The organism is Coleofasciculus sp. G1-WW12-02 (assembly GCF_040219735.1).
Classification (GTDB): Bacteria; Cyanobacteriota; Cyanobacteriia; order Cyanobacteriales; family Coleofasciculaceae; genus Coleofasciculus.
The window spans coordinates 46,681-66,687 of record NZ_JAVJRX010000036.1 but is presented as its reverse complement, the minus strand read 5'-3'; the positions used below and the strand labels follow the sequence as shown (position 1 = coordinate 66,687).

The following is a 20,007-nucleotide window of genomic DNA, read 5'->3' as shown; positions in this document are numbered from 1 at the left end:
GTCTTTTTAGAGATCCTGTGGTATTTTATGTGTATTCATTTAGGTTGGGACTGTATTGATTGTATGAGATTACCTAACTTTTTGGTCATCGGTGCAGCGAAAGCGGGAACTACAACAGTTTATCAATATCTCAAACAACATCCTCAAATTTATATGAGTCCTCGGAAAGAGCCGCATTTTTTCTCAAAAAATGGAACGAAAGATTATCCTATCCCTACTTTAGAGGATTATCAAGCTTTATTTCAAGGAGCCTCTGATGAAATAGCCATTGGTGAAGCCTCAACGAGCTACTTAACTCATCCTCAAGCGGCTGAACGTATACAATACCACATTCCCAACGCTAAGCTTATTGCTATCTTGCGTGATCCAGCTAATAGAACGTATTCCTTGTATATTATGCTGCTAATGCTTGGTGTGAGGAAGTTGTCCAGTTATACGCATCAAGAAATAATTGATGACTTTCATTACATTGTTAAAAAAAGATCGGGTTTAATCAGAGGAGGATTTTACTATAGCCATTTACAGCGATACTATAGCCTCTTTCCCGCTAAACAGATAAAGTTAGGTTTGTTCCAAAATTTAAAAGATAATCCTGATGAATTAATGGAAGACATATTTAATTTTCTAGGAATTGATTCAAGTTTTACAATTAATAAATCTTTTGGGTCTGCGAATAAAGGAGGTATACCTAGAAATAAAAGAATAGATAGTTTTATTAAAAAAATAAAGCCGATTTACCATACCTTATCCCCAATTATTTCTCAACGATGGTCGAATAAGATATACAAAACATACGTGGATTTGCGAAACCAAAACTTAGAGCAACCGCCGAAACTGCCTCATGAAATACGTCAGCAGCTCATTGAGGTGTATCGGGAAGACATCTTGAAGCTACAAGATTTACTCCAAAGGGATCTTTCCATCTGGCTCCAGTAGGTAAGTGATAGCCGGGAGATGTGAACATAATACCTGCTGACAAAAGTTTACATCCTTTACAAAGTGATACCATGATGGATAGAGCATAAAATACTAAAAATTTTAATAAAGATGTTATAAATAAACCGCTATATCTTGGATAGCATCGAATAGAGGCTCAGCTTACACCAAATCAGGGGTGAAGCATTGTCACTTGCTCAAACTAACCAAACTCATGGCGATATTGGGGAATCCAAGATTTAGCCGAACGTTGCCATTGTCAATGTTCGAGCGGCTGCAAGAGTTATTGCAGCAGATGCAGGTAAAAGTTGGTAGGAAAGCTGTACTCTTGCGATCGCAGGACTTACCCATTGTATCCGTGGGTCTAGATCAACAGGTGCAACGATTTACAGTGCTGGTGTCTCCAGTGTTCCGCGCCTTGCTCATCGCGGCTGCAATCGAGTCACCGGGGGAAACTGAGACAAATGCTCATTCAAGCCTGTATCAGGTTGGGTTAACCTTTGAGTCAGACGCGATCGCAGATTTTCTCGACGGGCTTACTCAACGCTTCACCAACTCCCCCCAGATTTTCCATATTTTCCAACTTGCCCAAACCTATCCAGAACCGAACCAAGGGGATATCCAGAGTGAATTTACTCTGTTGTTGATGGATGTACTCAGTGCGAATCCGATCAGCAACGAACCCATCTATCCTTACTGTGAGGTGGGTCAACCCATTGAAGCAGCACTACGCCAACAAGTTGAACAGGAACGGCTGGTTAACCAGGTTACTACTCACATTCGCCAAAGTTTAGAGTTACCCGTTATCCTCTCCACGGCTGTCGATGAGGTGCGCCATTTTTTGAACGTGGATCGCCTATTAATCTATCAATTTGACGGTGATTTGGTTAACGTTAGCGAGGAGGGTAATAAAACCGAGGTTGACAATTCCACGGATGTTGCTGATCAATTCGAGAACGCCAAATCTCTAACTTCACCGCTTCCCTCACAACAGGATGAGGGTTGTGTCACCTATGAAGCCCGCTATTCGGATAAAATTGGTTCTGTCCTCAATTGGCGAGAGGAAAAGGACTGCGCCCTCCATATTCCTAACTGTCGCACCCGATATCACCAAGGATTTACTGGGGCGATTGATGATATTGAAGTCGCCTACAGCGATTCTCCCTGCTTACTCCAACTGCTGCGACAAACCCAAGTTAAAGCCAAGTTAGTCGCGCCGATTATCGTTCAAAATCGCCTGTGGGGATTACTGATTGCCCACCAATGTTTTGCACCCCGACAGTGGCAAGAAAGCGAAAAACTATTTCTCAAGCAAATTGCCGAACACCTGGCTGTTGCTATTTATCAGGCTCAACTGTATGCCCAAGCGCACCAGCAAAAAAGTAACCTAGAACAGCGAGTAATTGAGCGCACCCAAGAACTTCGGGATGCGCTGCAAGCCACACAAGCCGCTAACTATGCCAAAAGTGAATTTCTAGCGGCGATGAGTCATGAGTTGCGAACGCCCCTGACTTGTGTGATTGGACTATCGGCAACATTATTGCGTTGGTCATTGGGGGAGGGAGGTAGCAAAACCGTATCCCTTGAGAAGCAACGGCGTTATTTAGAAACGATCCAAGAGAATGGGGAACACCTACTGGAACTGATTAACGATATTCTAGATTTTTCCCAATTAGAGGCGGGGAAAGCCGTTTTAAATATCAGCGAGTTTTCCCTGTGGTATCTTGCCCAGCAAACCTTACAATCCTTAAAAGAAAAAGCCCGAAGTAGCCAGATAGAATTAACCCTGGATTGGCAAGTCCCCACCCAAAAGGATCGCTTTCATGCTGATCCACGCCGACTCCGGCAAATTTTGTTTAATTTATTGGGAAATGCGATAAAATTTACTCCGGCTGGTGGTAAAGTCACCTTAAGGGGGTGGCGAGAACATAATCTAGCTGTATTTCAAATCGAAGACACGGGGATTGGTATTCCCCAAGAACAGATTCACCTGATGTTTCAAAAGTTTCAGCAGTTAGAGACAACCTATCAGCGTACCTACGAAGGTACAGGTTTAGGGCTAGCTCTGACCAAACAATTGGTCGAACTCCATGGCGGTACGATTGAAGTTGAATCCACTGTTGGAAAAGGCTCTATCTTTACCGTTTGCTTGCCCATCCAATCCGTTGTTTCAGGCGCAACCAAATCAGCCGCCCCATCGGGAAAGGGATCTCCGGTGCCAGGGAGTATCGTTTTAATCGAAAATAATGAAGCCAGTGCGACAGCCATTTGCGAAATTCTCACGGCGGCGGGTTATCATCTAGTTTGGCTGATCGAAAGTTCGACTGCCGTGAGGCAAATTGAACTGCTGCAACCCCATGCTGTGATTATGGATTGGCAGTTATCAGCAATGGACGGATATGAGATCAGCTATTATCTCCACCATAAGACTACGACAGCACACATCAAAGTTTTGGCTTTGATTACATCCTCACTCTCAGCCGATGAACAGCAAGATCTTAACGCCCTCGTTGACGATTACTTACCCAAACCCGTAGAACCTGCCCAGCTTTTGCAAAAAGTTGCCACATTGATGGCAATATAAAGTTGTCATTTGTCCTTGGTCATTGATACTTAGTTGTTGACTTAATCAATAAGGAGTGTAATAATGAGCGAATTTCTAGATTTTCTCAAACACAAGTATGCCTATGTAGCGATCGGGGAATTTAAGCCCGGTAAATTTGAAGAAGCCCAACAGCTTTATGAAGAAGCCGTCTCGACCTACACTCACGGATTCCAAGGGGCATACATGCTGCGAGAACCTGGAACGGATAAAGGAATTGCCGTTATCTTTTGGGATCATATCGAAGACATGGATGAAAATCAAAATGAGGCTTATCAACAGATTTTGGAGAAGATGTCTCATTTATTTATCAAGCCACCCACGACTACATTTTATGAAGTGTCTAGTCAAATACCGCCTTCTGTGAAAACAGCAGCAGAATAATCATGCTGCAACGAATCATTCTCAACGGCTTCAAGTCCATTAAAACGATGGATTTGGAGTTGCGCTCCTTAAATGTCTTGATTGGAGCCAACGGAGCAGGTAAAAGCAACCTGGTTTCGTTTTTTAAGCTGCTGAATGAGATGATGGCAGGACGACTTCAACAGGGTGTTTGGACCCCATCAGTTTTCTGATGGGACGTTGCGAGCTATATGCCTGACCACATTGCTCTTACAGCCAGAAGATGAACTGCCAGAACTGATTGTTGTTGATGAACCGGAACTCGGTCTTCATCCCTATGCTCTCAATGTTGTAGCTGCGATGTTTGGCAAGGCTTCGTATAATACACAAATTCTCATCAGCACCCAATCTAGTTCTTTTTTGGATAACTTTGAGCCTGAAGATGTCATTGTAGTAAATCGACAGGGTAAAGAGTCGCACTTTAAACGGCTAGATTCCACAGAATTGGCAGATTGGCTTGATGAATACAGTTTTGGGGAAGTTTGGGAGAAAAATGTTATTGGGGGAGGACCCCATTAATGGTTCGTCTCTACCTATTTGCTGAAGGATCAACTGAGCAAACATTTGCCGATAATATCCTAAAACCACACCTGGCTAACTATGGCGTTTTTCTGGAAAAAATTGTGCTTATTGCCCATGCTCGAAAAAAGGGAGAAGTACATCGCGGTGGCGGTAGAAAGTATCAGCCGATGAAGAAGGAGGACGAATGACTAAAAACCAATGATATAAACAAAATTATTCATTCATATTGCGGTAAGTTGCCACCGCTGACGGAGAAATCCGGTTTAGATAGCGGAAAATCCAATATTTAATCACCGAATCGAGAATAACCGGAAACGTGGCAATGAACAAAAAGATAAAATCATGATTTTCGGGAATACCAAAATGTCGCGAAATTCCGGCCAGAATCACTTCCCAACCGTGGGGAGAGTGAAATCCGACAAACATATCGGTAAACAAAATAATGATAAAGGCTTTGGCGCTATCACTGAGTCCGTAGACAATATCATCAATAAAGGATTTTAGAACCACAAAATCCGCTTTACTGGTCACAATAACTCCCGCAAAACAAAGTAGAGAAATTAAGTCGGAAAAAATATTCTTAATCGCATCAGAACTGCGATATCGATAAGCTTCAGCTAGCTCTTCGGCTTTTGTCCTCAGCTGTTCTTCCATTTCTTCCGAGGATAACTGAGGCGCCATTCCCAATAAGCTTTTAAAGTGCAGTTCCTCTTCAAACCGCTGGAGTTCTATGAAGGCTTCTTCCTTCATGTCGATGTTCAAGAAAATACCGGGTTCATTTTCTGGGCGAAAGGAGTCAACAATGGGTCCAACGACGAAAGTTTTAGCAACCTGATGGGCTAAAATGGGAATAATGATCAGTGTTAAAATAAACTTGATCGAAATTAAAGTTTTGTCTCGAGACGTGCGAAACTTTTTGACAACTTCCTCTTCGGCTTTGGGATCAAGTTCTCGCTGAAGTCGAGTGACCGTTCGCAGAATTGACCGAGGCACAACACCGGTTTTATCCGATACAGTTTCTAATGCATCATTTGGGGGATTAACCCTAACCTGCTTCAACTTTGATAGGTTTTTGGCATTGGCTGTAGTTCTGGCATTGCCGTTGGGTTGAGCAACTTGATTGGTGGAGAGTGGAATTAATGAAAGGGAGGATGGATCGGGTTCTGAATATCGTTTTAAAATTTGATCAATAAAGTTTAGTTTTTCGATGACGATGGCTTGCCTTTCGGTTAATTCTATGTAATCATACCGGTCTAAGTTGTCTGGAGAACCGAGTAATCCATTCATTTTTGTCGGTTCAGAAATCCGAAAAATTGACCGACTGGTTCTAAATTCTTGTAAGCGAACTCTAATGGTATTTAAGTATTTCTTTAAGTCAGCTTCAAAATATGAAATAACACTATCACTATGTTGACTGGAGCCAGAATCAATTTTTTGCCCATTAAAATGCTCATCTTCAATCGATTTAATGGTTAACGCAGCTTTGTAAGCTTGATCTAAGGCTCTTTCGGGTGTATCCGAGAACCATTGGTTAGCCAGACGTAAAATAGAGGGTAGTTTCATCGAAATGGCTAAAAATCTCAATAAAAAATATTCTGGAGCAATCCTGGCTCTCAATTGAGTCAGAATGAATATAGTCTACTGTAGGTGGTATAGTAGCAGACTCACCCTAGGAGAACTCGTGGTTTCCGATTCAATTTGGATTAGTGGTGGCACTCGCACGGGCAAAACAACTCGCTTGGTGACTCTGTTTCGCCAATGGGTGGAAGCAGGATGGGGTAGATCGCGTCAGTTATCCTCTCCCATTGTCCGCAAAAAGCGGCGCGATCGCTATCAGACGCCAGCTCTTTTAATTTTGGCAGCAAATGCTGATAATCGTCGAGAGTTGACAGATCGCCTCACCACTACATTACAGGGGCGTTATCCAGTGCGTTGTCAGACACCCTTGGGATTCTTTCAGGACGAAGTGATTCTATTTTGGCCCCTTTTGATCCAACGGTTAAATCTCAGAGCCCAGTTTCCCCTGCGCTTGCGCCCAGAAACGGAACAGGATTTAGCGATGCAGTTGTGGCGTCCCCAACTCGAGTCAGGATTGATTCAGATACCGGGAACCAATGAGTCGGTTCGGGTGCGGCGTCTGTTGGATTTGTTACAGTTAGCCGCCCTGAGTGGGACTCGTATTGAAGAGATTCCCAGAATTCTAGAACAGGGAGTGGTGGAACTCGAAGCCACCCCGGATCAATGGGAATTGATTGGTAAACTGCTGTTGGATTGGCGGCGCTGGTGTCTAGATAAGGGGTTGTTGACATACAGTCTGATTTGTGATCTCTATTGGCGGGAAATGTTAGCCGATTCCACTTATCAGCAGTATTTAACCCAGCGTTATCGGGCGATACTGGCAGATGATGTAGATGAGTATCCCGCGATCGCGCGTGATTTGTTTGATTTACTCTTAGATGATCAGGGTATCGTGGGGGCGTTTACCTATAATCCTCAAGGTCAAGTGCGTTTAGGCTTAAACGCTGATCCGGATTATTTGTCAGGATTATCCTCCCGATGTCAAGTGGAATCCTTACCGCCACACCCGAATGATTCCTTGGCTGATGGGTTATCGCCGATGGCGGTAGACCTGCTCAACGACCCTATGGTATTGTCAGACTTACCTGAGTCTTTGCAGTCACTGCAAACTACGTCCCGCGCTCAGTTGTTGCGCCTAACCGCCGAGGTGATTGTAGAGGCGGTGAAGTCGGGACAAGTGGAACCAGGGGATATTGCGATAATTGCACCCGGATTAGACGCGATCGCACGGTATACTCTGACGGATATTCTCACCAAACAGGGAATTCCTATAGAGCCTCTGAATGAACAGCGCCCTCTGATTAGTTCCCCCTTAATTCAGGCATTATTAACCCTGTTAACCCTTGTGTATCCAGGATTAGGGCGCTTAGTGGATCGAGAGGCGATCGCACAAATGCTGGTGGTTCTCAGTCGCCCACCTGAACCCGTGGCTACGGCTGAAGCCGACTCCCCCCTTCCCAATCCCCATATTGACCCCGTGCGGGCGGGTTTACTCGCAGATTACTGCTATTCCCCTGATCCCGAATCCCCCCGCTTATTACCTGTGGAAGCCTTTGCTCGTTGGGATCGCTTAGGACATCGGGCGACAACGGCTTACACTCAGATTCAGCAGTGGTTAGAGGGACAACGAGAACAACAACAACAACGCCTGATTCCTTCCTGTGTGGTTATTCTTGATCGCGCCATCCAGAAATTCCTGTGGAATGGATCTAATCTACCTTACGACCAAATTTCCGCTTTACGGGAACTCATGGAAACCGCCCAACATTATTGGGAAGTAGATGGACGATTGCGGAAAATCCCTGCTAACACTACTGATGAGGAGATAGCCCGGGGGGGAACACCACCACAGGCGACAATTTCTCAATTTATTCAATTATTGCGTCGGGGGACAGTCACAGCCAATTCCTTTCCCGTTCGTCGTCTCTCAGCTACAGCGAATTCGGCTGTTACCCTAGCCACCATTTTTCAATATCGCGCCGCCCGTGGCTATCACCGTTGGCATTTTTGGTTAGATGCGGGATCTCATCTTTGGAGTCAGGGAGGCGCCGCGACATTATTTGCAGCGCCCTTATTTCTCAAGGATTGGTTTGGACAGCCTTGGACAGAAGCCGATAAAATCAAAGCGGATGAAGAACGCCTGCAGCGAATTTTACAGGATTTGTTAGGGCGAGTTCGCGATCGCTTGTATTTGTGCCATAGTGATTTATCTGTCAATGGGACAGAACAAACCGGTCCGTTGTTAACCTTAGTTCATTCCTCAATCGAGTTAACGGCACAGTCAGTGAGTCATTAGGGACACCTTCAGGTGAACCGCCAACGATGAACCAAAATTTAACTGAACATACCGAAGGCGAAGCCACATTTAAAGTTGGTCATGCATTCTATCGCCCCTCAACGCAAGTAGTGCGAGATTTGGGCGTTTTAGCAGCGGCGATTTATAAGTCCCAAATGGGTGGTTTGCGAGTGATTGATGCGATGAGTGGCTGTGGGGTGCGTTCCCTGCGCTATCGGTTGGAGAGTCAAGCCGATTGGGTATGGGTGAATGAAGCAAACCCAGAGCTGAACCCGATTCTACAGCAAAATTTAGCCGGCGCGATCGCAACCCATACTGCCACCCTAACCCATCTCGACGCCAATCAAGTCTTTTTTGAATGCTATAACCGCCGAGACTACTACGATTTCATCGATGTCGATTGCTTTGGTTCCCCTACCCCCTATCTCGATACCAGCCTCTGGGCGCTGAAACTGGGGGGACTCCTCTATCTCACCAGTACCGATGGGCGCAAGTTGACAGGTCATGCTTCAGAAAGTAGTTTAGGCATTTATGGGGCGTATCCCCGCAACCATCCCGCCGCCCAGGAACAAGGATTGCGACTGGTAATTGGTAAACTCCAGCAGCAAGCCATCGCCAAGGGTTTGGGGATTACGCCGATATTCTCCCTGTTTACAGGTCAAACCTATCGCCTGATGGTGCGTTTGGTCAAATCTCAGCCGTTGACGTTGCAAAATTACGGTTTTCTGGGTTACTGTCATCACTGCGGTAATTATCAAACTGTGTCCTGGCGTCAGTTAGGGCGCTCCTTTTGTGATCATGACCAAAAATCCCTCACCCTGAGTGGTCCACTGTGGCTGGGAATGTTGCATAATAAATCTTGGTTAAAGCAAATGAGAGTATTAGCACATCACTGGCAATGGTCTAAACGGGTACAACTCCTCACTCTCATGGAAGCTGAAGCCGATTTCCCGCCCTACTTTTATACCTTGGCAGAAATCGGACGCCGAGGACGCTTCGATATTCCCAAACGAGAGTATCTGATTCAAGTGTTGCAAGCTAGAGGGTTTCACGCTTGTGCCACTCATATTACACCGGGAGCGATTAAAACCAACGCGGATATTCACACTTGTATTACCGCAGGGCAAAAAAATGATCAAAATCCTCCCCCCAAGGAAAAATCTTAACTTTTCTAAAGTTTCAATTAATAGTGGCGCTGAAGTATAACACTCCCTTGAAGCAAGATGTTATCTTGGAAATCACCTGATCTATAAGTTCTTGAAAACACTACCTTGAGAGGCTTCTCACCACGATGACTGCCATTTTAAAGGTTGGCGACCAAACCATCACGGCTGAAGAAGTAATTCCCCTGTTAGCCAAATATCAATTACTCCCTCAGTTATTGCGAGAAATCATTATTGATCAAGCCATTGCCACCGTACATTGTACCCCAGAAGAAAAAACGGCTGCCTGCGAGCAGTTCTATGCTAAAAATCAGCTAACTTCCGAGGAAGAGCGTCAAGCTTGGCGTGACCGTCAAGGCGTAACCTTAGAACAAGTTGAAGAGTTAGCGGTTCGGGGGCTAAAACTGGAAAAATTTAAACAGGAGACTTGGGGACATAAGATCGAGTCCTATTTCCTCAAGCGCAAAGGACGATTAGATCGGGTAATTTACTCCCTAATTCGGACAAAGGAGGCGGCTATTGCCCAAGAACTCTATTTTCGTATCCAAGAAGGAGAACAGTCGTTTAATGAACTAGCGCGAGATTATTCCCAAGGACCTGAGGCGCAAACGGGCGGATTAGTAGGACCGGTGGAACTGAGTACACCCCACCCCACCTTGGCGCAAATGTTAACCGTTAGCCAACCCGGTCAACTTTTGCCCCCCACCCGCTTGGGCGACTGGTTTATTGTAATTCGTTTAGAAAAGTTTTTACCCGTTCAACTGGATGATGCAATGCGTCAGCGACTCCTGGAGGAAATGTTTACCACCTGGTTACAAGAACAACTGCGACAACAGATATCCTTTGGCACACCCGTTCAATCCTAAACTCTGTCAAGACGTAGCATGCTACGTCTCTACAATGCTATTCCCAGAGGCTTGCCCATGACCTACACTAAAACAACAATTCCGGATTTTCTGGCGGATATATTTCCCTTCAATCAACTTGAAGCCTCGACGCTAACTAAGTTGTCAGAAAAAAGTCAACTGTTGCGCTATCGTATGGGTCAACCCATCCTGGTGCGAGAAAAAATGCCCTCTCAGATATCAATTATCTATGAGGGAAAAGCGCGTCTTTTAAGTTACGAACAGACCACCCAAAAACCGGTCACCCTGGACTTGTTGAAACCGGGCGCGATTCTGGGTTGGGTGAGTCTGATGCGAGGTATCCCTTGTGAAACCGCAATTGCCTCCACGGAGTCGGTCTGCTTAACTATACCCACGGGTCAGTTTTTAGCCCTGATGGCACAGGAACCCACCGTTACCGCTGCGTTCCAAAACCGTTGCAGTATCCTCGAAGCTTTCGAGTTAATCGGTGCAGAGTTAGTCCGCCAAGCCAGTGGGATCACAAATCTTAAAGAACTTGCCCAAAACGCTTACCAGGATGCCCAGGTGCGTTACCTCTATCCCATGACCGACGCCAGCGAACTCCTGACGCCTGACCGGGTGTGGTTTGTCAGTGGGGGGAGTGTCGTCCGAGATTTTCCGGTGGGGAGTCGTCTGTCTCAAGAGGCAATTTCTCAGGGGCTAGATATCCAAGGGTCTACCCCAGCCAGAATTATTGGGTTTCGCGAATCGGATTTAGTCGGGGAAACTCAAACCGAACCCCCCACCACCCCAGTTACGGTAATTGACACACAGACTCCCCTAACCACCGACGATGACCCGTGGCTGGATGATGATCACGATAGCATCCCTTATGCCCCCGATAAGCCGCCAGAATCGACAGAGGATGCAGACCAAACCTCCCAAAAACACCGCAAATATCCCCATGTCCGAGGGAAAGGACCCCTGGATAGTACCGTAGCCTGTTTCCAAATGCTGAGTAAGCATTTAGAGATGCCCTTTCGCCGTGATGTGATTCGTCGGGTACTCAATGATCAGATGCAGCGAACTGGGGGTCTTTCCTTGCCCCTGTGTGGTGCGGTGGCGGATTTAATCGGCTTACATGCCCAATTGGTGAATGTACCGCCCCAATCGCTCAATCGCCTGCAAACCCCCGCCCTCGTCCCTTGGTATGAAGGTTTTGCTGTTCTCTATGAAGCCAAGCCCCGGGAACTGGTGCTGGGTGTGCCGGAACTAGGGATTGTCCGCCGCAAACCTGCCGATTTACTCGATAGTTTACCGAAACCAGAAACTGAAGACGGGGAGTCACCCGCTGCGATTCCGGTGCTGCTGGTACAACGGACGAAGCACACCCAGCAGCAACGCTTTGGCTTGCAATGGTTTCTCCCGTCTCTGGTGCGCTACCGCCAGGTCTTAATCTTGGTGTTTATCGCCTCCTTTTTTGTGCAGCTATTTGGACTGGCGAATCCGTTGATGATCCAGGTGATCATCGATAAGGTTATTGTGCAGAACAGTATTGATACACTACATGTGCTGGGGTTTTTCCTGGTAATTATTGCCATTTTTGAGGCATTATTAACCAGTTTCCGGACCTATCTATTTGTGGATACCACGAACCGGATTGACATGCATCTGGGTTCGGAGATTATTGACCACTTAGTCCGCTTACCGTTGCGGTATTTTGAAAAGCGTCCAGTGGGGGAACTGGCGAGTCGAATTAATGAGTTGGAAAATATTCGTCAGTTTCTCACGGGAACGGCGTTGACGGTGGTGTTAGATGCGGTGTTTTCCGTGTTGTACATCGTGGTCATGTTTATTTATAGTTGGGTGCTAACAATTGTCTCGTTGGCGATTATTCCCTTATTTGTGTTGTTAACCGTCATTGTTTCGCCCATTGTCCGTCGCCAACTGCGGGTTAAAGCTGAACGGAACGCCCAGACGCAATCCTATTTAGTCGAAGTCATGTCTGGGATTCAAACGGTAAAAGCGCAAAACATTGAGTTGCGAACGCGCTGGCAATGGCAGGAACGCTATGCCCGGTATGTATCGGCGGGGTTCAAGACGGTGCTAACCTCCACAACGGCGGGTTCAGCGAGTAATTTCTTGAATAAACTCTCGGCGTTGTTAGTGCTGTGGGTGGGTGCTTATCTGGTTTTGGATGGACAATTAACCCTGGGGCAATTAATCGCGTTTCGGATTATTTCCGGCTATGTTACCAGTCCCTTACTCCGATTAGCCCAACTGTGGCAAAATTTCCAAGAAACGGCGCTATCTTTAGAACGGTTGAGTGATATTGTGGATAGCCCCCAAGAAGCGGATGAGGCGGATCGCTTAAATATTCCCATGCCTGCGATTAAAGGGGAAGTGGAGTATGAAAATCTTTCCTTCCGCTTTGGTACGAGTGGTCCTTGGCAATTAACCAATATTAACCTGCATTTTCCGGCGGGCGTATTTGTCGGGATTGTCGGTCAAAGTGGTTCGGGTAAGAGTACATTAATGAAACTTTTACCCCGCCTCTATGATATTGATTCAGGGCGAATTCTGATCGACAATTACGATATCTCCAAAGTTGAACTCTATTCCCTGCGTCGTCAAGTGGGAATTGTACCCCAGGATAGTCTGCTGTTTGATGGTACGGTACAAGATAATATTGCCCTGACCAATCCCGATGCTAGCGCCGAGGAAATCATTGAAGCCGCCAAGGTAGCCGCCGCTCATGATTTTATTATGGGGTTGTCCAGTGGTTACAATACAAGAGTGGGGGAGCGAGGATCATCGCTATCAGGGGGACAACGCCAGCGGATTGCCATTGCCCGCACGGTACTGCAAAATCCGCGACTTTTAATTCTAGACGAAGCTACCAGCGCCCTCGACTATGACACCGAACGACAAGTTTGTTTAAATTTAATTGAAGCCTTCAAAGGACGCACTGTCTTTTTCATTACCCACCGTTTAACTACCATTCGCAACAGCGACATCATTTTAATGATGGATAAAGGGTCAGTCGTTGAACAAGGAACCCATGACGAACTGATGGCAATGCAAGGGCGCTACTACTGCCTCTATCAACAGCAAGACGCTCAACTTTAATGGTCATTCGTCTTTTGTCATTCGTCTTTTGTTTTTTCCAAGTGCCCACTATGACAAAAGTTGTTTGACTCTAAACAGTGACTCAATAAGCAATGACCAATGACGAAGGACTAATACTATAATGAATCAACGCAACGGATCTAAAGCCAGCCAACCCGTCGCCATATCGCCTTCCCAGTCGGTGAAAACCGCAACCAAAGCCGGAACGACTCGTCGGACGAATAAACCCCCGGAATTTGATCAACCCGTAATTTTACAACAATCTCCCCTGTGGCCCCGAATGATTGTCGTAGCGATTATTGGCGTGACAGCATTAAGCGTCGGTTGGGCTTGTGTGGCGCAAATCGAAGAAGCCATTCCCGCCCAAGGGAAACTCGAACCCAAAGCGGCTGTCAAGGAAGTGCAAGCCCCCCAGGGTGGGGTTGTTGGGGTGGTGGACATTGAAGAAGGCGATCGCGTCGAAAAAGGGGATACCCTGCTCACCTTTGACCAAACAGCGGCTCAAGCTCAATTTAAATCGCTCCAGCAAATTCGCGCCGCTTTGATCCAAGAAAATCAATTTTATCAAGCTCAGATGACGGGCAAAGCCGTTGCCATTGATCCGGAAAATCTGCCGGAGAAACTCCCCCCCCAAATTGCCTCACTCACCAAAAATCGGGCGGCTTTAGTGGAAGAAAAGAACTACTATCAAGCCCAACTCACCGGAGATCCTACCGGTTTAACCTTGGCACAACGGCAACGCCTACAGGCAAGCCAAAACGAGTATAACTCTCGCGTCGCGGCGGCGGATTTAGAAGTCGAACAACTCGACCGACAACTGACTCAAACCCAAATCCAACTTGCCGATGCCGTACAAGTGTTAGCGCTTAATCGAGAAATTACCGATCGCCTAGAGAATCTGTGGCAAGAGGGCGCATTCGGGGAACTGCAGTATCTGCGTCAGAAACAAGACACTGAAAGCAGCGCCGCTGAGGTAGAGCGTCTCAAGAAAGAACAGGAACGGTTAGACAAAGCAATCGAGCAAGCCCAGGAACGTAAACAAAACACCATGGCGCTCTCGGAAGAAGAACTGCGAACGGTGATTGCTCAAAACGAACAACGGATTGCCGAAATTGACAGCCAACTCACCAAAATTATTGTTGAAAATCAAAAACGCCTCCAAGAAATTGAGAGTCAACTCAGCCAAACGCAGTTAACGTTAACCTATCAAAAATTACAAGCGCCTGAAAGTGGCAAAGTCTTTGACCTCAAAGCCCATACCGGATTTGTCGCCAACACCAGTGAGCCTGTGGTGAAAATCGTACCGGATGATACCCTTGTTGCCAAAGTTTATATCACCAACAAAGACATTGGTTTTGTCAACGAAGGAATGCCCGTGGATGTCCGAGTTGATTCTTTTCCCTATAGCGAATTTGGAGATGTCAAAGGCGAGTTAGTCCAGATTGGTTCTGATGCTTTACCCCCTAATGAAGTCTACCCATTCTACCGTTTTCCAGCGGAAATTCGCATGGATAGACAAACAATATTAATCAACGGCAAAGAAATTCCCTTGCAATCAGGGATGTCGGTGAGTACCAATATCAGGGTACGCAAGCGTCCTGTGATTAGTATCTTCAGCGACTTGTTTATGCGGAAAATTGATAGTGTGAAAACTGTACGATAAAAAGTTTTGAGTTTTGAGAAGGTTGTAGGGGCGGGTTTCACTATTAAGGTTTTTTGCCACCCGGATGTGACTAAACCCGCCCCGACTAAATTCAAAGAGCGATCCCTGGCGCTACTATGGGAGGCAGAACTTTCCTAAAAGCATTCCCTTCTCAAACCTGGGAACGAGGAGGAGGCTAAGGAACGAGGCAAATGACCTAAGACAAATGACGCATGAGTTACTGCATCAACCTCACCTGTCAGTCTCCCCAAAACCATAATGGGACTAGGGTTTGCCAAAGCTGTGGGGCAAAATTACAGCTAGGCGATCGCTATCGCCCGATTCGCCAAATTGGTCAAGGGGGTTTCGGCAGAACCTTCTTGGCGGTAGATGAATATAAACCCTCGAAACCTTATTGCGTAATTAAACAAGTTTTTCCCCAGGTTCAAGGGAGTCAAAACAGGCAAAAAGTTACAGAACTCTTTGAACAAGAAGCCGTGCGCCTAGATGAATTGGGTAAACATCCCCAAATTCCGGAACTCTTGGCGCATTTTGAAGCAGAGGGCTGTCAATATTTGGTGCAAGAGTTTATTCCGGGGCAAACTTTAGCCGAAAAACTGGCGCAAGCGGGTAGCTTTGGTGAAGCTCAAATTATTGACCTGTTGCAGGATTTATTACCCGTCTTACAATTTATCCACAATCAACAGGTGATTCATCGAGATGTTAAACCCGAAAATATTATTCAACGTCTTCCCTCTTCATCGTCTCAACTGACTCAAATTCCCACGACGGCTGCTGCGCCAAAACTGGTACTGGTGGATTTTGGCGCGTCCAAGTTTTCCCCTAGAACCGCCTTATCTGTTACCGGAACAATTATTGGGAGTGCAGGATATACCGCCCCAGAACAAGCCGCTGGGAAAGCCGTATTTGCTAGTGATATCTATAGTCTAGGTGTCACTTGTATTCACCTTTTAACCCAAACTGATCCCTTTGAACTCTATTCCTTCGATGACGGAGTTTGGGTATGGCGAGACGTTCTGAAAACTCCCATCAGTGAACGATTAGGTCGAATTCTGGATAAAATGCTGTACGGTGCGACGAAGCAGCGTTATCAGTCGGCGACAGAGGTTCTTCAAGACTTAGAGGCGATGACGAATCCGTCTTCCTTATCCCTGTCTAATACAGCGTCTTTTCTTCCTATCAGAACAGAAATTATTGTCGCTAAACTGGGTGACGCTGATTATCGACGTATCCGGGATGCGATTAAACAGGCGGAACCTCAGACACGCATTGTGGTGCGTCCGGGTTTCTATCGGGAAAGTTTAGTAATTGATAAGGACGTTGAAATTGTCGGCGAGGGACAACCAGAGGATATTATAATCGAAAGTCGATACCAACCTTGTCTGCAAATTCAGACCGAACAAGCCGTGATTCGGGGGTTAACCCTGCGCCATCAGGATTGGTTTAATCTGCAACAGGCAAATGGGATGGGGCGTCTGGTGAGTGAACCGCTGCTGAAGCCTTATGGGATTGATATTCCTCACGGACAATGTATTCTGGAGGGCTGTACTATACTATCCAACGGGATTGCCTGTATCTATATTCACGGCGCGATCGCGAATCCGCAAATCCGCCATTGTCAGATCCAGGGAGGGGCGATGTATGGGATTTTGGTGAGTCAGAAGGGTCAGGGATTAATAGAACACTGTACCCTATCGGATCATCATACAGGCGTGTATATCCTCAAAGGCAGTCATCCGACACTACGGCACTGCAAAATTTCTAGAATGCAGCAAGATGGCGTATTTATTGGTTCTGATTGTAAAGTGATGTTAGCCGCTTGCGATATTGCTGGAAACGGGGGAGTCGGCGTCACGATTCAAAAAGAGGGTAATGCTAAGATTTGGCAATGTCAGATTAATCGGAATCAAGCACAAGGAATTTATGTGGAATCAAATGGTGCAGGTCCGATTGAGGCGTGTGATTTAAGCGGGAATCGGGGTGGGGCTTGGTATATTGCACCCCAGTGTTCAGTCAATCGGAATGGAAATCGAGAGTAGAAGACGCGCCATATTCATGCAGCAAGCCATTACCTCTTGCTTTTTGCTTTCCCTGCTTCCCTTAGAAGGGCGGGTTTAGTCAAGCTATCCGACATCAACAGAACGTTATCTGTTAAACCCGCCCCTACACCCCCTATTCCCTACCCCCACCACAAAACTTATTCAGCTTTCCCCTAAGTTTCGTAAGAACGCCCGCCTCTAGACAGCGCAGTTGCCAAGGCGATTCCGGGTAAGGTGATCACGATAGCCCAAGGCGATCGCAACCAGTCTAGCTGTGCTTCTTTTCGGTGAGAAGACTTATACTTGCTATAGCTACAGGCTTGGGCAGAACTGGCTGAACTTAGCGCCACACCTGCTGCGATCGCGCTCGTTGCCAAAATAGCGGTGACTACTACTTTAGGTTTCATCATTTTAACTAAATCTTAAAGGAGTTTGCTGGAATCCGTGTTTGCACCCAACTTGTCTAGATTTTATCGCGGTTTTCAGTAAATTAGATCCCCGACTTGTTCAACAAATCGGGGATCTGAGGGAATGTTGGCAGAGGTTTAGGGATTAATAGAGATTGTCCTTAAACCAATGCTGATGTTTTATCCGTCTATAGGTCACTTCTGTGATCCTATGAACGCCATTGATCTGAATGCCTAGATTCAACAGCATCTCCCAACCTTCACCTAAAAGATTCAGTCCCAGTAATTCTCCTTGATTAAAGCAAATACTGTGTTCTTGAAACTTACTTAATTCGATCAGTTTCCCATTCCATACTAAAGACTCTAAAAGTATGGACTTCGTATTATTTCCGTTCAGGAAAGAATCCGAGTAACTAAATGTCCCTCTACCAACTCCACGCACCTGAAACTCATAGCAGAGGGCATCACGTGAGCCAAACTTGGTATTAACTTTGGCTAAGAGCTGGGAATTGCTAGGGGTAGCAACAGAAACAGTTGAGTAATTTTGATTCATTGGAAGTCTATAGGTAAAGGACAATCCTCTTGCTTCAGACAACACCCGGTCAAGCTTGAGTATTTACAATTCTATGTATTGCGCTTAATTAATATTTATAACATTCCGTTTACAAACTGTCTAGCATTCTCATGAAAATTGATGAAATTTTCAGAAAATCGGTCAATTAATTAATTTTTAATTGTAAAATTAAGCTGGGGTAAATTCATTTCTGTAAATATATTAAAAAAGATAAATTTAAGCCGCAAAGGTTTAGTCACAAGCCGTAATGCGCTAATCTGAATGAAGAGTGTACATGCAACCTACTTCCACCCAGCGATCTCTCACGCTTGGGTTTCTTTTTTGCCACCTGGCGCGATCGCGAAATATCCGATTCATATTTTTGTAGGTGTCAAGATATACCTGTAGAGACGTTGCATGTAACGTCTCTACAAGGTTTTTGCGGTTGGCATAAAAGGGGATAGTCAACCCGGAACCCGGATTGGGTAAGCGTAAGCTGACTGATTATGGCTTAACGGGTTTAACTGGAAAACACAGTAAGTTCTGCGCCAAAAATATCAGTGGATTGAGCCGCCACAGTCTGAACATCAACATTATGGAGCGTTGCCATAATCGAACGATGAGCTAAACCGATCAGCGTATTATTACCTTGTCCGATCAAAACTACACCGCGTAGATCGGAGAGTCCCAAGTCAATTTGGTCTTGATAGGGGTTAAAGTTATTAATTTCACTAAATCCCCACATTTCTAAGCCAATGGTATCCTGTCCACCACCCAGCCAGATTTGATTTTGACCTATACCTGCATTAATGAAATCATCACCTGAACCACTATAAATAATGTCGTTCCCATCTCCGGTATTAATCGTATTTACCCCTTCACCCGCGTAGATGGTATCATCACCCGATCCCGTGGTAATCCAATCAGCAGCCGAACCGCCATAAATCAGGTTATCGCCGCCTCCAGCATCAATTATATTTTCCCCTTCATTGGCATAAATCGTGTCATTGCCATCTCCAGCCCTAATCCAATCAGCAGCCGAACCGCCGTAAATTTGATTATCGCCACCTCTCGCTATAATCCTATTGGTTCCTTCACCTCCATAAATGACATCATCACTGGATGTGCCTTCTAGCCAATCATCACCAACTGTGCCAAAAATGTAATTCATCGACTTGCTCCAAATATGATTGTTTGATATTGGGTTACCTCTTGGATATCTTGGCTAATAAGGCAACATCCCACTGAGCTATTAATTCTTGCGGAAATTAAATCGCGTTAACCCTGTTTATGAAAACAATATGAATACAATATTTTTTAGACAGAGTAAAATTTAATTCAACTTTATTTTATAAACTTTTGTCTTGCTTTTTGTAAAGTTTTCATAAAGAAATTATCATAACTTTATGAAGTTTTGGTCAAGACACCACCTAACTTATGGGCATCCCAATGCCAGCAATGTCTTGACGCCTAAATGCTGCTGTACTATCCAGTTCATCTTAAGTCGGGCTGGCTGAATCAGTGTGGTGGTGAGGGTAGGGAACGGGGAACAGTTAGATAGATAACGTATCCCAGAATACAAAGAATGAGTGAATACTCAACTTACGCATCAGCCCCATACTGTTTGGTTAAGGGAAATAGGGGGAGCTTGTAGAGAGGTTTGAACCTCCAGAAAACATTCAACTAGAGCTTATCTGAGCAGTATGGCGAATCAGCTAAGCTTCTATCTGCCAAAATCTCAAGGGATCATCCGATAGATGTATTCCTCTATACATAAACTATAAGGTTAGGTTAAGAGATTCTCGAAAATTCATAATCTTTTTTTCAGATAAAAAATTATAGATAGGGTGTATGCTTAGATATGGAGGTTAA

Annotated in this window: 14 protein-coding genes and 2 pseudogenes; 12 read left to right on the top strand and 4 right to left on the bottom strand. The window is 45.6% G+C overall.

Annotated features, from left to right (window positions below; genetic code table 11):
• Positions 1-27: 27 nt before the first annotated feature.
• From RID09_RS05900 to RID09_RS05875, 6 genes and pseudogenes are all read left to right on the top strand, one after another.
• The gene (locus tag RID09_RS05900) at positions 28-936 is read left to right on the top strand and encodes a sulfotransferase domain-containing protein (protein WP_446335021.1); all 909 of its coding nucleotides are present in this window, start codon (positions 28-30) and stop codon (positions 934-936) included.
• Positions 937-1,198: 262 nt separating this feature from the next.
• A complete protein-coding gene (locus tag RID09_RS05895) occupies positions 1,199-3,520 on the top strand; it encodes a hybrid sensor histidine kinase/response regulator (protein WP_446335020.1) in 2,322 nt (773 codons plus the stop codon).
• Positions 3,521-3,583: 63 nt separating this feature from the next.
• Positions 3,584-3,922 (top strand): antibiotic biosynthesis monooxygenase, encoded by a 339-nt coding sequence (locus tag RID09_RS05890; protein ID WP_446335019.1) that lies wholly within the window; start codon positions 3,584-3,586, stop codon positions 3,920-3,922.
• 2 nt (positions 3,923-3,924) lie between these two features.
• Positions 3,925-4,113 (top strand): AAA family ATPase, encoded by a 189-nt coding sequence (locus RID09_RS05885; protein WP_446335018.1) that lies wholly within the window; start codon positions 3,925-3,927, stop codon positions 4,111-4,113.
• Positions 4,076-4,459: pseudogene (locus RID09_RS05880) on the top strand (AAA family ATPase); the annotation flags it as partial. The gene RID09_RS05885 and the pseudogene RID09_RS05880, both read left to right, overlap by 38 nt.
• A pseudogene (locus tag RID09_RS05875) lies at positions 4,459-4,641 on the top strand (DUF4276 family protein); the annotation flags it as partial. The pseudogenes RID09_RS05880 and RID09_RS05875, both read left to right, overlap by 1 nt.
• Positions 4,642-4,675: 34 nt before the next feature.
• On the opposite strand, the gene RID09_RS05870 reads toward RID09_RS05875, so the two are convergent.
• Positions 4,676-6,025, bottom strand: a complete 1,350-nt coding sequence (locus RID09_RS05870) for a proton extrusion protein PcxA (RefSeq protein WP_446335017.1) — start codon at positions 6,023-6,025, stop codon at positions 4,676-4,678.
• A gap of 64 nt (positions 6,026-6,089) precedes the next feature.
• Between RID09_RS05870 and RID09_RS05865 the strand changes: the two genes are divergently transcribed.
• From RID09_RS05865 to RID09_RS05840, 6 genes are all read left to right on the top strand, one after another.
• Entirely contained in the window at positions 6,090-8,336 is a 2,247-nt protein-coding gene (locus RID09_RS05865; protein WP_446335016.1) for a recombinase family protein, read from the top strand.
• A 26-nt stretch (positions 8,337-8,362) separates the two neighbouring features.
• Positions 8,363-9,502 (top strand): tRNA (guanine-N1)-methyltransferase, encoded by a 1,140-nt coding sequence (locus tag RID09_RS05860; RefSeq protein ID WP_446335015.1) that lies wholly within the window; start codon positions 8,363-8,365, stop codon positions 9,500-9,502.
• A 125-nt stretch (positions 9,503-9,627) separates the two neighbouring features.
• A complete protein-coding gene (locus RID09_RS05855) occupies positions 9,628-10,365 on the top strand; it encodes a peptidylprolyl isomerase (protein ID WP_446335014.1) in 738 nt (245 codons plus the stop codon).
• A 57-nt stretch (positions 10,366-10,422) separates the two neighbouring features.
• Positions 10,423-13,473: a peptidase domain-containing ABC transporter gene (locus RID09_RS05850; RefSeq protein ID WP_446335139.1), complete on the top strand. Its 3,051-nt coding sequence runs from the start codon at positions 10,423-10,425 to the stop codon at positions 13,471-13,473.
• Between the two features lie 121 nt (positions 13,474-13,594).
• The gene (locus tag RID09_RS05845; protein WP_446335013.1) at positions 13,595-15,136 is read left to right on the top strand and encodes an HlyD family efflux transporter periplasmic adaptor subunit; all 1,542 of its coding nucleotides are present in this window, start codon (positions 13,595-13,597) and stop codon (positions 15,134-15,136) included.
• A gap of 212 nt (positions 15,137-15,348) precedes the next feature.
• Positions 15,349-17,175, top strand: a complete 1,827-nt coding sequence (locus RID09_RS05840) for a protein kinase domain-containing protein (protein WP_446335012.1) — start codon at positions 15,349-15,351, stop codon at positions 17,173-17,175.
• Positions 17,176-17,348: 173 nt separating this feature from the next.
• Here RID09_RS05840 and RID09_RS05835 read toward each other — a convergent pair whose 3' ends face one another.
• The 3 genes from RID09_RS05835 to RID09_RS05825 form a co-directional block, all read right to left on the bottom strand.
• Positions 17,349-17,585, bottom strand: a complete 237-nt coding sequence (locus RID09_RS05835; RefSeq protein ID WP_446335011.1) for a hypothetical protein — start codon at positions 17,583-17,585, stop codon at positions 17,349-17,351.
• Between the two features lie 142 nt (positions 17,586-17,727).
• Positions 17,728-18,135 (bottom strand): hypothetical protein, encoded by a 408-nt coding sequence (locus RID09_RS05830; RefSeq protein WP_446335010.1) that lies wholly within the window; start codon positions 18,133-18,135, stop codon positions 17,728-17,730.
• A 520-nt stretch (positions 18,136-18,655) separates the two neighbouring features.
• Complete coding sequence (locus RID09_RS05825; RefSeq protein WP_446335009.1) at positions 18,656-19,306, bottom strand: calcium-binding protein; 651 nt, start codon at positions 19,304-19,306, stop codon at positions 18,656-18,658.
• Positions 19,307-20,007 lie beyond the last annotated feature (701 nt).

Bases quoted from the DNA above. Each gene is read 5' to 3' on its own strand.
- RID09_RS05900 (WP_446335021.1), top strand. From the start codon at position 28: ATGTGTATTCATTTAGGTTGGGACTGTATTGATTGTATGAGATTACCT.
- RID09_RS05895 (WP_446335020.1), top strand. From the start codon at position 1,199: ATGTTCGAGCGGCTGCAAGAGTTATTGCAGCAGATGCAGGTAAAAGTT.
- RID09_RS05890 (WP_446335019.1), top strand. From the start codon at position 3,584: ATGAGCGAATTTCTAGATTTTCTCAAACACAAGTATGCCTATGTAGCG.
- RID09_RS05885 (WP_446335018.1), top strand. From the start codon at position 3,925: ATGCTGCAACGAATCATTCTCAACGGCTTCAAGTCCATTAAAACGATG.
- RID09_RS05870 (WP_446335017.1), bottom strand. From the start codon at position 6,025: ATGAAACTACCCTCTATTTTACGTCTGGCTAACCAATGGTTCTCGGAT.
- RID09_RS05865 (WP_446335016.1), top strand. From the start codon at position 6,090: ATGAATATAGTCTACTGTAGGTGGTATAGTAGCAGACTCACCCTAGGA.
- RID09_RS05860 (WP_446335015.1), top strand. From the start codon at position 8,363: ATGAACCAAAATTTAACTGAACATACCGAAGGCGAAGCCACATTTAAA.
- RID09_RS05855 (WP_446335014.1), top strand. From the start codon at position 9,628: ATGACTGCCATTTTAAAGGTTGGCGACCAAACCATCACGGCTGAAGAA.
- RID09_RS05850 (WP_446335139.1), top strand. From the start codon at position 10,423: ATGACCTACACTAAAACAACAATTCCGGATTTTCTGGCGGATATATTT.
- RID09_RS05845 (WP_446335013.1), top strand. From the start codon at position 13,595: ATGAATCAACGCAACGGATCTAAAGCCAGCCAACCCGTCGCCATATCG.
- RID09_RS05840 (WP_446335012.1), top strand. From the start codon at position 15,349: ATGAGTTACTGCATCAACCTCACCTGTCAGTCTCCCCAAAACCATAAT.
- RID09_RS05835 (WP_446335011.1), bottom strand. From the start codon at position 17,585: ATGATGAAACCTAAAGTAGTAGTCACCGCTATTTTGGCAACGAGCGCG.
- RID09_RS05830 (WP_446335010.1), bottom strand. From the start codon at position 18,135: ATGAATCAAAATTACTCAACTGTTTCTGTTGCTACCCCTAGCAATTCC.
- RID09_RS05825 (WP_446335009.1), bottom strand. From the start codon at position 19,306: ATGAATTACATTTTTGGCACAGTTGGTGATGATTGGCTAGAAGGCACA.